This window comes from Streptomyces sp. NPDC005485, assembly GCF_040606085.1.
Classification (GTDB): domain Bacteria; phylum Actinomycetota; class Actinomycetes; order Streptomycetales; family Streptomycetaceae; genus Streptomyces.
The window spans coordinates 1-13,044 of the sequence record NZ_JBEXDZ010000216.1 but is presented as its reverse complement, the minus strand read 5'-3'; the positions used below and the strand labels follow the sequence as shown (position 1 = coordinate 13,044).

The 13,044-nt window shown below is 71.7% G+C and carries 11 protein-coding genes and 1 pseudogene; 7 read left to right on the top strand and 5 right to left on the bottom strand.

The genetic code is table 11. From position 1 onward, the window contains the following. Positions 1 to 95 precede the first annotated feature (95 nt). Both ABZS97_RS40365 and ABZS97_RS40360 read right to left on the bottom strand, forming a co-directional pair. Positions 96 to 677: pseudogene (locus tag ABZS97_RS40365) on the bottom strand (ABC transporter permease); the annotation flags it as partial. Then, on the bottom strand, positions 674 to 1,678 hold the full coding sequence (locus tag ABZS97_RS40360) for an ATP-binding cassette domain-containing protein (RefSeq protein WP_356147378.1): 1,005 nt from the start codon (positions 1,676 to 1,678) through the stop codon (positions 674 to 676). The gene ABZS97_RS40360 and the pseudogene ABZS97_RS40365, both read right to left, overlap by 4 nt. 64 nt (positions 1,679 to 1,742) lie before the next feature. On the opposite strand from ABZS97_RS40360, the gene ABZS97_RS40355 reads away from it, so the two are divergent. Beyond that, positions 1,743 to 2,468 (top strand): TetR/AcrR family transcriptional regulator C-terminal domain-containing protein, encoded by a 726-nt coding sequence (locus ABZS97_RS40355; protein WP_356147375.1) that lies wholly within the window; start codon positions 1,743 to 1,745, stop codon positions 2,466 to 2,468. Here the strand turns inward: ABZS97_RS40355 and ABZS97_RS40350 are convergent. The 3 genes from ABZS97_RS40350 to hmgA are packed head-to-tail and all read right to left on the bottom strand — an operon-like array spanning position 2,465 to position 5,805. After that, positions 2,465 to 3,649 carry a type ISP restriction/modification enzyme gene (locus ABZS97_RS40350; protein WP_356147372.1) on the bottom strand — a complete coding sequence of 395 codons (1,185 nt, stop codon included), beginning with the start codon at positions 3,647 to 3,649 and terminating at the stop codon, positions 2,465 to 2,467. The two genes, ABZS97_RS40355 and ABZS97_RS40350, sit on opposite strands and share 4 nt — an antisense overlap. 31 nt (positions 3,650 to 3,680) lie before the next feature. Further along, positions 3,681 to 4,430, bottom strand: coding sequence for a GntR family transcriptional regulator (locus ABZS97_RS40345; protein WP_356147370.1), 750 nt, complete (start codon positions 4,428 to 4,430; stop codon positions 3,681 to 3,683). A gap of 49 nt (positions 4,431 to 4,479) precedes the next feature. Then, on the bottom strand, positions 4,480 to 5,805 hold the full coding sequence (hmgA, locus tag ABZS97_RS40340; RefSeq protein ID WP_356147368.1) for a homogentisate 1,2-dioxygenase: 1,326 nt from the start codon (positions 5,803 to 5,805) through the stop codon (positions 4,480 to 4,482). Positions 5,806 to 6,037: 232 nt separating this feature from the next. Here hmgA and ABZS97_RS40335 point away from each other — a divergent pair, with 232 nt between their 5' ends. The 6 genes from ABZS97_RS40335 to ABZS97_RS40310 form a co-directional block, all read left to right on the top strand. Then, a complete protein-coding gene (locus tag ABZS97_RS40335) occupies positions 6,038 to 6,652 on the top strand; it encodes a nuclear transport factor 2 family protein (protein WP_356147367.1) in 615 nt (204 codons plus the stop codon). Continuing rightward, entirely contained in the window at positions 6,649 to 7,272 is a 624-nt protein-coding gene (locus ABZS97_RS40330; RefSeq protein ID WP_356147363.1) for a TetR/AcrR family transcriptional regulator, read from the top strand. Before ABZS97_RS40335 ends, ABZS97_RS40330 begins: the two co-directional genes overlap by 4 nt. Before the next feature lie 121 nt (positions 7,273 to 7,393). Further along, entirely contained in the window at positions 7,394 to 9,646 is a 2,253-nt protein-coding gene (locus ABZS97_RS40325) for a molybdopterin oxidoreductase family protein (protein ID WP_356147360.1), read from the top strand. A 122-nt stretch (positions 9,647 to 9,768) separates the two neighbouring features. Next, entirely contained in the window at positions 9,769 to 11,172 is a 1,404-nt protein-coding gene (locus tag ABZS97_RS40320; protein ID WP_356147354.1) for a citrate:proton symporter, read from the top strand. Further along, positions 11,172 to 12,425 carry an MFS transporter gene (locus ABZS97_RS40315; protein ID WP_356147352.1) on the top strand — a complete coding sequence of 418 codons (1,254 nt, stop codon included), beginning with the start codon at positions 11,172 to 11,174 and terminating at the stop codon, positions 12,423 to 12,425. The genes ABZS97_RS40320 and ABZS97_RS40315 overlap by 1 nt, the downstream gene beginning before the upstream one ends. Before the next feature lie 101 nt (positions 12,426 to 12,526). Then, positions 12,527 to 13,044: hypothetical protein (locus ABZS97_RS40310; protein WP_356147349.1), on the top strand; the 518-nt coding region annotated here is incomplete at its 3' end.

The following is a 13,044-nucleotide window of genomic DNA, read 5'->3' as shown; positions in this document are numbered from 1 at the left end:
ATCGCCACCGGCCCCGTCGGCTGGACCGTCTTCGGCGCGACCATCGCTCTGACCTGCATCATTCAACACCGACTGGTTCGGGATCCCCTCGTCCGCCCCGGCAGGTTGTCGGTGGGGATGTACGCGTTCGACAGCAGCGGCAGCATGAACGTGGCGCTGCCCAGCTGACCGGCAGCCTCCTCGCTCCCCGAGGCGAGTCCCAGCAGAATGCCGACCCACGTCATGGCGAACCGGAAGAGCAGCAGCAGCCCCAGGGCCCCGACCGCCTGAAGCGCCGATCCGTCGATCCGCCAGCCCACCACGAGTCCGACCAGCAGCAGCGGCACGATCCCCACGGCGGTCACGACCAGGTCGGCGGCCGCCTGCCCGAGCGGCACGGCGGCCCGGCTCATCGGCAGCGTACGGAAGCGGTCCATCACGCCCCGGTGCGAGTCCTGGGCGGCCTGGAACATCCCTGTCATGATCCCGTTGGCCGCGGTCGCCACCAGCAGGCCCGGCAGCAGGTACGCGCGGTACTCCTCGCCCGGCATCGCGAGGGCGCTGCCGAAGACGTATCCGAAGAAGAGCAGCATCGTGATCGGCATGGTCTGGGTGAGGACGACCAGCCCGGGGTTGTGCCGGATCCGCTGAAGGTGACGGCCCAGCATCGCGCTGCCGTCGTACGCCAACGTGCTCATGCCACCAGCTCCTTGTGGTCGTTCGGGCCGTCGTTCGGGTCGTTGCGCCGGGCGTCGGCAGGGCCGCTCGTCAGACGGAGGAAGACGTCGTCGAGCGTGGGCGGCCGCAGGCTCGCGTCGAGCAACGGCACCCCGGCGGCGTCGAGTTCGCGCACCAGCCGGGGCAGCGTCAGCGTCGGGTCGGTCGCGAGCGCGCCCACGGCGTGCCGCTCGGGGGCGAAGTCGGGCGCCGAGCCCGTCAGTTGGTCCAGGACGGCCGCCGCCCCGGGCAGTGCGTCCGGGTGTGCGACGACCACCTCGGCGTACGAACCGATGAGCGCCTTGAGCTCGCCGGGCGATCCCGTGTGCGCGACCCTGCCGTGGTCCATCAGGGCGATGGTGTCGGCGAGTTGGTCGGCCTCCTCCAGGTACTGCGTGGTGAGCAGCACGGTCGTGCCGTCGTCCTTGAGCGTGCGCACGGCCTCCCGGATCTGGTTGCGGCTCGCCGGGTCGAGCCCGGTGGTCGGTTCGTCGAGGAAGAGCACGGCCGGGCGCCGGATCAGGCTCGCCGCCAGGTCCAGCCGGCGCCGCATGCCGCCCGAGTAGGTGGACGCGGGCCGGTCGGCGGCCTCGGCGAGACCGAACCGGTCGAGCAGCTCACCCGCCCGCGCCGCGGTGTCCCGGACGCGGTGCAGCTTCGCGAACAGCCGCAGGTTCTGCCGCCCGGTGAGGTCGCCGTCGACGGAGGCGTACTGCCCGGTGACCCCGATCGCGCCCCGGACGGCGCCGGCCTCCCGCACCAGGTCGTGCCCGGCGACACGCGCGGACCCCGCGTCGGGCCGCAGCAGCGTGGCGAGCAGCCGTACCGCCGTCGTCTTGCCCGCCCCGTTCGGCCCGAGCACCCCGCAGACCGTGCCCTGTGCCACCGCCAGATCCAGGCCCCGTACGGCGTGGACGACGTTCCCCCGTGATCCGAAGCTCTTCTCCAGACCTTCACTAAGTACAGCGTACGTAGTAGTCATGGGTCGACCATAGCGCACTACGTACGGTGTACGTAACTAGGATGGTCCACGAGGTGATCGACCCATGGCAGGGCGCAAGGCCGTACCCGAAGTGATCTGGGCCCGTCCGGAGCGGGCGGGGCGTGGCCCGCGGCCCGCGTTCAGCCGCGCGGACATCGCGGCCGCCGCGGTGCGCATCGCGGACGCGCAGGGGCTCGAAGGGGTGTCCATGCGGCACGTGGCGGCCGAACTGGGCTGCGGCACGATGTCGCTCTACAACTACGTGCCGCGCAAGGAGGACCTGTACGAGCTGATGCTCGACGCCATCGGCGCCGAGCACGTCATCGAGGAACCCTCCGGGGACTGGCGCGCCGACATGCTCCGCAACGCCCACGAGACCCGCGCCATCATGCACCGCCACACCTGGGTGCCGCGCCTGATGTCCGGCGTGTACGGCTTCAGCCCGCACACCCTGCGCTATCTGGAGCACTGCCTGGCCTGCCTCGAACCGCTCGATGTGCGCGCGAGCGTCAAGATGGAGCTGATCGCGATGCTCAACGGCGCCGTTACGACGTACACGGCGAACGAGATCGCCACTGCCGAGCGCACCCGTTCCATGCCCTGGTCGGAGGAGGAGGAGAACGCGGTCCGCATCGCCTACCTCGGCAGCCAGGTGGCCACCGGCGCGTATCCGCGGCTGGCTGCGGCCTTCATGGAGGACAGCGGTCCGATCGACCTGGAGGCGGTGTTCGCGCGGGCGCTCACCCGAGTGCTGGACGCCTTCGATCCGGAGTTCCGGCGAGAGCGTTAGAGCAGCGCGAACTGGCCCTCCGGGCCCTCCTCGTGATGATCGAGGACGGACGCGGGCCTGCGCGCCGCGTCCGGCACCGGCAGCACCCCCGCCGCGCGCAGCTCGGCCGCCGTGACCGGCGCGTCCCCCACGGTCAACTCGGCCTGCTGGGACCGCAGTTCCGCGAGCAGTGCGAGCACCGTCACGAGCTCCAGGAGTTCGGACGTCCATACCTGCGGCCAGGTGGCGGGCCGGACCGCCTCCAGAGTCCCCGGCTCGGGCTGTACGGTCCTGGCCGCGAACCACTGCTCCAGGACGCGCACGCCCCCCACCTCGAAGTCCCAGGCGTCCGACGGCACCGGGGAGATCACGCCCTCGCCGAGGTGCAGGGCCTCCTCGTCACGGTCGTAGTACACATCGAGCGGTCGGGTGGGAAGCGGGGCGCGGACGTAGGGGCGACGGCCGCCGGGGAGCTTGGGGCGCTCGCCCTCGCGTCGCATCAACCGCAGCATCCTGCGGCCCAGTTCGACCCCGTGCGCCCAGCTGTCGGGGTCGGCGGTGAGGGGGACCGCGCAGCCCGCACGGCCCGCACGCGCCAGCGCCAGCGTCCAGGCGAGGACGTCGACCGGCTCGGGGGAGTGGCCCAACCGGCCGCCCAGGTACTCCAACAGGCCCGGCGCCAGGTTCGGTTCGCGACCGCCCGGGCGCCGGTGGAGAGGGCGCACCCGGCCACCGCGACCGGCGCTCAACGGCACGACGGAGGAGACCAGCAGCGCGGGGCCCGACGACTCGGGCACCACCGTCTGCTCGACCGCGAACACCTGCCGCTCGTCCGCCACCCGCCACAGCTCCGGACGTGCCGCGTCGATCAACCGGTGGTCGGGGATCAGCCACTGCTCGTCGAACGGACCGTGCAGGACGCGCACCGGTTCCGGGCAGGGGCCCGACTCGCGCGCCAGCCGGCCCGTTCCGCCGCTCCGACCCGGCAGTTGCGCGACCGCCGAGTGCAGGGTGCGCGAGCGGGTGGGGCCGAACAGCGCCTCGCGATCCGGCCCCTCGGCCTTCATCAGCGCATCCCAGCGCGCCTTCAGGGACGCGGCATCGGGGGCCGTCGGCCACCCCCGGCCCAGCCTCGGCGGGGCGACGGACCACGGCATGAGGTCCGCGAGCAGCGGAGCGTCGTCGTGCGTCACGCTCGGCATCGTACGACGTCCTCCAGGGGGCACGCCGGGGTCAGTGGGCGTCGAGGGTGACCGTGAACGAGAAGCGGTCCCCCCGGTAGTGGATGCGGACCACGTCCAGGGCGCGGCCGTCCTCGCCGTGCACGACGCCCGTGTAGTGCAGGATCGGGCTCAGCAGCGGGACCTGGAGCAGCCGCGCCGTCTCCGGGTCGGCGAGCCGGGCCTCCACGGTGTCGGTGATCCGGCTGATCCGCACGCCGACCACATCCCGCAGCACCTTGGTCATGGGCCAGCGCACCAGGTCCTCCGGGTCGATCAGCGCGGCCAGTTCGGGCCGGACGTAGTTGCGCGCGTGGTTCGTCGGCTCGCCCGTCTTCTCGTCGCTGCGCAGCCGGTGGTAGGTGCCCACCCGGTCCAGATCGGGGAAGAACTCGGCGAGTTCGGCCGACACCGCGGCCTGGCCGTGGTCGAGCAGCTCGGTCGTCATGCCCGACTGCTGGGCCACGATCGCGTCCACCGAGCCGAGCAGCCGTACGGGCGCGCCCCGCCGGGCGCTCGGCTCGATGAACGTGCCCCGTCTGCGATGCCGGGTGATCAGCCCCTCCTCCTCCAGTTCCTTGAGCGCCTGCCGCATGGTCAGCACGCTCACTCCGTAGTGCCCCGCGAGCTGCTCCTCGGTCGGCAGGCGCAGCGGGTCCTGCGGCGCCCGGCCGAGTATCGAGGCGCGCAGGGACTGCGACACCTGATACCAGAGCGGCAGTTTGCGGTTCAGGACGATCGAGTCCGGAGCGAAGGAGGTCACGAGGGCTATCCGTACCGGTCGCGGGCGGTCAGTGCAACGGGCCGTACTGCTAGCCCGCCGGGCGGAAGTGACGCTGGAGGCCCTGCCAGACGTCGTCGTAGCCCTGTTGCAGGTGCTCCGCCCCCGCTGCCTGAGACGTCGCGGTCACCGGCCAGCGGGTCTCGAACATGAACGCGAGGCCGTCGTCCACCTTCTGCGGCTTCAGTTCGGCGGCGCTCGCCCGGTCGAAGGTCTCCCGGTCCGGGCCGTGCGCCGACATCATGTTGTGCAGCGAGCCACCGCCCGGCACGAAGCCCTCCGCCTTCGCGTCGTACGCGCCTTCGATGAGCCCCATGTACTCGCTCATCACGTTCCGGTGGAAGTACGGCGGCCGGAACGTGTTCTCGCCCACCAGCCAGCGCGGCGCGAACACCACGAAGTCGACACCCGCGAGCCCCGGGGTGTCCGACGGCGACGTGAGCACCGTGAAGATCGACGGGTCCGGGTGGTCGTAGCTGATGGTGCCGATCACATTGAAACGGCGCAGGTCGTAGACGTACGGCACATGGTTGCCGTGCCAGGCGACCACGTCGAGCGGCGAGTGGTCGTACATCGCCGTCCAGAGGTTGCCGCAGAACTTGTTCACCACCTCGACGGGGCCCGCCGCGGTCTCATCGTCCTCGTACGCGGCGACCGGCGCCAGGAAGTCCCGCGCGTTGGCCAGCCCGTTGGCGCCGATCGGGCCCAGGTCGGGCAGTTGGAAGGGCGCCCCATAGTTCTCGCACACATAACCGCGAGCCGAAGCATCCAGCAGCTCCACACGGAAGCGGACACCACGAGGAATCAGCGCCACATGGCCCGGCTCCACATGAAGCAGCCCGAACTCCGTGCGCAGCAGCAGGCCGCCGCGCTCGGGCACGATCAGCAGTTCCCCGTCGGCGTCGCTGAAGACCCGCTCCATCGACGCGGTCGCGTGATACAGGTGCACCGCCATGCCCGTGCGCTGGGTCGCGTCGCCGTTGCCGCCGAGGGTCCACAGGCCGGCCAGGAAGTCGGTGCCGGGTGCCGGCTCCGGAAGCGGGTTCCAGCGCAGCCGGTTCGGGTCGGGAGCCGTCTCCGTGAAGGGGGCCGTGCGGATCGCGCCGTTCTCCGTGCGCGTGAACGCGGGGTGCGCGGCCGACGGGCGGATCCGGTACAGCCACGAGCGCCGGTTGTGCGCCCTCGGTTCCGTGAACGCCGTACCGCTCAGCTGCTCCGCGTACAGCCCGAGCGGTGCCCGCTGCGGGGAGTTGCGGCCCACCGGCAGCGCGCCCGGGACCGCCTCCGAGCCGTGTTCGTTGCCGAAACCGGAGAGGTAGACCAGCCCCTCGGCCGTCTTCCTCGCGTCCCCGCTCATGATCGCTCCCTTGCGCCTGATGGCGTACGCCGATGTGCCGTCGATTCCTATGCTTCACCGTAGGATTCGGTTTTTCCGCGCGCAAGAGGGAAAGCGAGCCACGCTGGGGCCGGCGGGTGCGTCACGGAGCGGGCCACTTCGGCCCGGATCGCACCGCATCGGTCCGCAGAGGGAGCGAGAACCAGACTCCAGGGGGATCCGACTGTCGGAGCGGTGTTCTACTCTCCCCGGCATGTCGTGGACGCGTGTACCGCTCGCCGCGCTCGTGATCTGCGCCCTGCTCGGCGGATCGGCGGGCTGTGGTTCCAGTGACGCGCGCGAGCGCGGGGGCGCGCCGTCGGCCTCGCCCGTGGGCAAGCTGCTGGACCGCACGGACGAGCAGGGCCGGCACTATCGCGAGGTCGACAAGAAGGGCGCCCCGAACGTCGCCATCGAGGTCCAGCCGGACTCCGACGACAGCTGGGACGTGACGCTGACCCTCCACCGCTTCCGCTTCTCGCCCGCCGGGACCCCGGCCAGGGCGGTGGCCGGCCGTGGGATCGCCGTGCTGTATCTGGACGGCCGCACGCTCGCCGAGCTCCGCACCGCCGAGTACCACCTCGGCGCCGCCCTGGTCCCGCGCGGCACGCACCACGTCACCGCACGTCTGTACGCGGACGACCGCACCGTCTGGGCCGTCGGCGGCAAGCCCGTCGAGAGCACGGCGGACATCACGCAGTCCCAGGCGGGAGAAACCCTCAAGGCGCCGGCGACCCCGACGACGCCCGCACCGACGCTGAGCGACAACGCCCCCGAGGCCCGTACTGGTACGGGAGGTTCACCGGACCCCGGCGGAAAGGCATCATGAAGCCCGTGCCCCAAGCGACCTCGCTGCGCCGCGCCCCCATCCAGCGCCGCAGTGCCGAACGACTGACCAGAATCCTCGACGCGTGCGCCGACCTCCTCGACGAGGTCGGCTACGACGCCCTGAGCACCCGTGCCGTCGCCCAGCGCGCAGCCGTGCCCATCGGCTCCGTCTACCGCTTCTTCGGCAACAAGCGCGCGATGGCCGACGCGCTCGCCCAGCGCAACCTCGACCGCTACACCGAGCGCGTCACCGAGCGGCTGCGGGAGGCGGGCGGGGGCGCGGGCGGCTGGCGTACGGCCATGGACGCCGTCCTGGACGAGTACCTCGTCATGAAACGCACCGCGCCCGGCTTCTCCCTCGTCGACTTCGGCAACCAGATCCCGGTCGGCGCCCGCCACAGCGAACCCAACCACCGCGTCGCCGACCGCCTCACCGACCTGCTCTCCGCCTACCTGGACCGGGCCCCCGACGAGGACCTGCGCCGCACCTTCCTGATCGCCGTGGAAACCGCCGACACCCTGGTCCAGCTGGCCTTCCGGATCGCCCCGGAGGGGGACGAACGCACCATCGCGGAGACACGGGAGCTGCTGCGGGCGTATCTGGCGAGGGTTCTCGACTGAGTTGGGGGGCTCTCGCGAGTTTCCGACCTCACCCCCCGCAGGCCCTCCCCGCAGTGCATACCGGTCGGTATGCTCGGCGGTGTCCGTGCGTCATCGCCGCCACCGTCCTCCGGGAGGACCCGTGCCCACCAACGACTCCCGCACAGCGCTCCGCGTGTGCCCGCTCTGCGAGGCGACCTGCGGGCTCACCCTGACCATCGAGGGCACCCGGGTCACCGGAGCACGCGGTGACCGCGACGACGTGTTCAGCCAGGGGTTCATCTGCCCCAAGGGCGCGTCCTTCGGCGCCGCCGACGGCGACCCGGACCGGCTGAGCACCCCCCTCGTCCGCAAGGACGGCGAGCTGCGCGAGGCCACCTGGGAGGAGGCCTTCGACGCCGTGGCGGCGGGGCTGCGCCCGGTCGTCGAGCAGTACGGGCCGAACGCCGTCGGTGTCGTCCTCGGCAACCCCAACGTGCACACCATGGCCGGCGCCCTCTACCCGCCGGTCCTGCTGGGCGCGCTGCGCACCCGCAGCATCTTCACCGCCTCCACCGTCGACCAGATGCCCAAGCATGTCTCCAGCGGACTCCTGTACGGCGACGCCCACGCCATCCCCGTGCCCGACCTGGACCGCACCGACCATCTGCTGCTCATCGGCGCCAACCCCCTGGAATCCAACGGCAGTCTGTGCACCGCCCCCGACTTCCCGGGCAAGCTGAAGGCCCTCAAGGCCCGCGGCGGCACCCTCACCGTCATCGACCCGCGCCGCACCCGCACCGCCAAGCTCGCCGACCGGCACGTCGCCATCCGCCCCGGCACCGACGCGCTGCTGCTCGCCGCGATGACGTACGTCCTCTTCGAGGAGAAGCTCGTCGACCTCGGCGACCTCGCCCCGCACGTCCAGGACCTCGACGAACTCGCCGAAGCCGTACGGGACTTCACGCCCGAGGCGGCGAGCGAGGCATGCGACGTGCCCGCCGACACCATCCGGGCACTCGCCCGCGAACTCGCCGCCGCGCCCACCGCCGCCGTATACGGCCGCATCGGCAGCTGCACCGTCCCGCACGGCACCCTCGCCAGCTGGCTCGTCGACGTCCTCAACATCCTCACCGGCAACCTCGACCGGCCCGGCGGCGCACTCTTCCCCCTCTCCGCCACCGACAAGACACCCCGCCCGGCCGGACCCGGACGCGGCTTCGCCCTCGGCCGGTGGCACAGCCGCGTCAGCGGACACCCGGAAGCCAAGGGCGAGCTGCCGCTGTCCTCGCTCGCCGAGGAGATGGACACCGCGACGCCGGAGGGCAGCCCGGTCCGCGCCGTCATCGCCGTCGCCGCCAACCCCGTGCTCTCCGCGCCGGACGGCGACCGCCTCGACAAGGCCCTCGGCTCACTGGACTTCATGGTCAGCGTCGACCCGTACCTCAACGAGACCTCGCGCCACGCACACGTCGTCCTGCCGCCGCCCCCGCCCTCGCAGGCGCCGCACTTCGACTTCGCCTTCAACGCCTTCGCCGTGCGCAACCAGGTCCGCTACGGCCGCGCCGCGATCCCCCTGCAACCGGGCCGGATGCCCGAGACCGAGATCCTCGCCCGCCTCACACTCGCCGCGACCGGCATGCACGGCGCCGACCCGTCCGCCGTCGACGACCTCGTCATCGACCAGACCCTCGGCAAGTCCGTCACCGAGGCGCACTCACCCGTCCACGGACGTGACCCGCGCGAACTCGCCGCCGCCCTCACCGGCGAGTCCGGCCCGGAGCGACGCCTCGACCTGATGCTGCGCCTGGGCCCCTACGGCGACGGCTTCGGCGCGAACCCCGAGGGGCTGAGCCTGCGCAAGCTGCTCGCCCACCCGCACGGCATCGACCTCGGACCGCTCCAGCCGCGCCTGCCCGGCCCGCTGAAGACCCGCAGCGGGCGGATCGAACTGCTGCCGGGCCCCATCGCCGGCGACCTGCCGCGGCTGCGCGAAGCACTGCGCGAGCGCCCGGCCGGGCTCGTGCTCATCGGCCGCCGCCATCTGCGCTCCAACAACAGCTGGCTGCACAACGTGCCCGCCCTCACCGGCGGCTCCAACCGCTGCACGCTGCACATCCACCCCGAGGACGCCGCGCGCCTCGGCATCACCGACGGGGCGCCCGTCCGGGTCAAGGGCGCCGGGGGAGAGGTGACCGCTCCCGCCGAGGTCACCGACGGCGTCCGCAGCGGCGTGGTGAGCCTGCCGCACGGCTGGGGACACGACCGGCCGGGCACCCGGATGAGCCACGCCGCCCTGGACCCGGGCGTCAACGTCAACCAGCTCCTCGACGGCTCGCTCCTGGACCCGCTGTCGGGCAACGCCGTACTCAACGGAGTCCCCGTTGAGCTGGCACTCACCGAGACAACGCTGTGACCTGGAGTTTTGCGCTTATTGCTCTCACGTCAACGTCTTGTTAACGCTGGATGGCGCGACCTAACGTCACCCTCACCGCCGGCCCTGGTGGGAGTTCAAGGGCGAACGTTAGGTATCCACTCATGCTGACCATCCTCGGCTTCACCATGATCGCGACCTTCCTGGTCCTGATCATGCTGAAGAAGATGTCGCCGATCGCGGCGCTCGTGCTGATCCCGGCACTCTTCTGTGTCTTCGTCGGTAAGGGCGCCAAGCTCGGTGACTACGTCATCGACGGCGTCACCAGCCTCGCCCCCACGGCGGCGATGCTCATGTTCGCGATCGTCTACTTCGGTGTGATGATCGACGTGGGTCTCTTCGATCCGATCGTTCGCGGGATCCTCAAGTTCTGCAAGGCGGACCCGCTGCGGATCGTCGTCGGTACGGCGCTGCTCGCGTCGATCGTCTCGCTCGACGGCGACGGCTCGACCACTTTCATGATCACGGTCTCGGCGATGTACCCGCTCTACAAGCGCCTCAAGATGAGCCTCGTCGTGATGACCGGCGTCGCCGCCATGGCCAACGGCGTGATGAACACCCTGCCCTGGGGCGGCCCCACCGCCCGCGCCGCGACCGCGCTCAAGCTCGACGCCAGCGACATCTTCGTCCCGATGATCCCGGCCCTCGCCGTCGGCCTGCTCGGCGTCTTCGCCCTCGCGTACGTCCTCGGCCGCCGCGAGCGCAAGCGGCTCGGTGTGCTGACGCTGGACGAGGTCCTGGAGCCCGCCGAGTCCGAGACGGTTCTGGTCGGCGCCGGTGGCGGCTCCGAGGGCAAGAAGGGCGCACGTACGGGCGGTGCGGGCTCCGGCACGGACGCCGAAGCCCCCGAGGCGGACGACGACGGCTTCCAGGGCCTCGACCCGAACCGAGCCACCCTGCGCCCCAAGCTCTACTGGTTCAACGCGCTCCTCACGGTCACCCTGCTCACCGCCATGATCATGGAGTGGCTGCCGATCCCGGTCCTCTTCCTGCTCGGCGCGGCCCTCGCCCTCACCGTCAACTTCCCGCACATGCCCGACCAGAAGGCCCGCCTCGGCGCCCACGCCGAGAACGTGCTCAACGTCTCCGGCATGGTCTTCGCCGCCGCCGTCTTCACTGGCGTGCTCCAGGGCACGGGCATGGTCGACCACATGGCCAAGTGGCTGGTCGGCAACATCCCCGACGGCATGGGCCCGCACATGGCCTTCGTCACCGGCGTCCTGAGCATCCCGCTCACGTACTTCATGTCCAACGACGGCTTCTACTTCGGCATCCTCCCGGTCCTCGCCGAAGCGGGTCACGCCCACGGCGTCTCCTCCCTGGAGATCGCCCGCGCCTCGCTCGTCGGCCAGCCGCTGCACATGTCGAGCCCGCTGGTGCCCGCCGTCTACGTCCTCGTCGGCATGGCGAAGGTCGAGTTCGGCGACCACACCAGGTTCGTGGTCAAGTGGGCAGCGCTCACCTCGATGGTCGTGCTCGGCGCGGGAATCCTCTTCGGCATCATCTGATGAAGGACGCGTCCGGGCCCGGCCGGGGCTGGCTGCTGCGCCTCGTCATCGCCTTCTCCTTCGCGCAGGGGGCGGTGTCGATGGCGCGGCCCGCCGTCTCCTACCGGGCCCTCGCGCTGGGCGCCGACGAGCGCGCGATCGGAGTCATCGCGGGCGTGTACGCGCTGCTCCCGCTGTTCGCCGCCGTACCGCTCGGGCGCCGTACGGACCACGGGCGTTGTGCCCCGCTCCTGCCCGTCGGCGTCGTCCTCATCGCGGGCGGCTGCGCGCTGAGCGGCAGGGCCAACTCGCTGACGGCGATGGCCGCCTGGAGCGGCGTGATGGGCCTCGGCCATCTCTGCTTCGTCATCGGCGCCCAGTCGATCGTCGCCCGTCAGTCCGCACCGCACGAACAGGACCGCAACTTCGGGCACTTCACCATCGGAGCGTCCCTGGGCCAGCTCGTCGGACCGATCGCCGCCGGCGCCCTCATCACCGGCCCCGACCGGGCGGGCACCAGCGCGCTGGCCCTGCTCGTCGCGGGCGCGGTCGCCGCGGTCTCCTGTACGTCGCTGTGGCGCATCGAACGCCCTACGACGTCCAAGTCGCCTGAGGGACAAGGCGATCGCGTCCCCGTCGGCCGCATCCTGCGCACCCGGGGCGTGCCGGCGGGCATCTTCATCAGCCTCGCCGTGCTGTCCGCGACGGACATCCTCACCGCGTATCTGCCGGTCGTCGGCGACCACCGGGGCATCGAGCCGTCCGTGATCGGTCTGTTGCTGAGTCTGCGCGCGGCGGCGACCATCGCCTGTCGGCTGGTCATGACGCCGATGCTGCGCCGGCTCGGCCGGGCGGCGCTGCTCACCGTGACCTGTCTGGTGGCAGGTCTGCTCTGCGCGGGCATCGCGCTGCCGGTGCCGGTGTGGGGGCTCGCGGTGATGCTGCTGGTCCTCGGCTTCTGCCTGGGGGTCGGCCAGCCGCTGTCCATGACCACGGTCGTCCAGGCGGCCCCGGACGGCGCCCGCTCCACCGCGCTGGCCCTGCGGCTGACCGGCAACCGGCTCGGCCAGGTCGCCGCGCCCGCCGCGGCCGGTCTGGTGGCCGGAGTCGCGGGTTCGGCCGCTCCGTTCGTGATGCTCGGCGCACTGTTGCTGCTGTCCTCCGGGGTCGCGCTGCGCTCGCCGGGGCGAACGGACCGGGGAACCGGCGGCGGGTACCCGGTGCGGGCCCGGTCGGGGGTCCGGGAGCGGTTGCGCCGGAAGAGCGATATCTGACGGAGCGTCGGGCGAAGGTCCCCACGTTCGCGGGGCGGATGTGAAAGAGAGTCAGACGAAGCGCGATTTATATGAAAATCGTCTGACTCGGAGGAACCCTCATGTCCACCCTCGTCATCCCCCGCCGCGGTGGCGCACGCCTGACAGCCGCCGCCACCCTCGCCGCGCTCACCGTCGCGGGCACCGCCCTCGCCGGGGCCCCGGCCGCGTTCGCCGCCCCCACGGCGCCCGGCGACAACGGAACGGTCAAGATCCACACGCCGGACACGGACCCCGGAGACCCGAAGGACGAGCCGAAGGTCTGCGAGTTCTACCTCGACGGCACCGGCTTCGACGCGATGCAGAAGGTCCACTGGTCCATCAAGACCCAGCCGCCCGTCCCGGGCGGCGACACGGCCGAGGGCGACCTCGTCGCCGACGCGACCGGGGCGGCGCACACCGCCAACGTGCCGCTGGCCGACGGGATGTACAAGCTCACCTGGAAGTTCGAGGGCGAGAACGGCGCGGGCAAGATGAAGGTCTTCAAGGTCGACTGTGCGGGCTCCACGCCGTCCCCGACCCCGACTCCCACCTCGACGCCGCCCGGCGGACCGGGCGGCCCGCACGGCGGCCCGCCTGC

Bases quoted from the DNA above. Each gene is read 5' to 3' on its own strand.
- ABZS97_RS40335 (WP_356147367.1), top strand. From the start codon at position 6,038: ATGTCGTGGACGCGTGTACCGCTCGCCGCGCTCGTGATCTGCGCCCTG.
- hmgA (WP_356147368.1), bottom strand. From the start codon at position 5,805: ATGAGCGGGGACGCGAGGAAGACGGCCGAGGGGCTGGTCTACCTCTCC.
- ABZS97_RS40330 (WP_356147363.1), top strand. From the start codon at position 6,649: ATGAAGCCCGTGCCCCAAGCGACCTCGCTGCGCCGCGCCCCCATCCAG.
- ABZS97_RS40350 (WP_356147372.1), bottom strand. From the start codon at position 3,649: ATGCCGAGCGTGACGCACGACGACGCTCCGCTGCTCGCGGACCTCATG.
- ABZS97_RS40320 (WP_356147354.1), top strand. From the start codon at position 9,769: ATGCTGACCATCCTCGGCTTCACCATGATCGCGACCTTCCTGGTCCTG.
- ABZS97_RS40360 (WP_356147378.1), bottom strand. From the start codon at position 1,678: ATGACTACTACGTACGCTGTACTTAGTGAAGGTCTGGAGAAGAGCTTC.
- ABZS97_RS40315 (WP_356147352.1), top strand. From the start codon at position 11,172: ATGAAGGACGCGTCCGGGCCCGGCCGGGGCTGGCTGCTGCGCCTCGTC.
- ABZS97_RS40355 (WP_356147375.1), top strand. From the start codon at position 1,743: ATGGCAGGGCGCAAGGCCGTACCCGAAGTGATCTGGGCCCGTCCGGAG.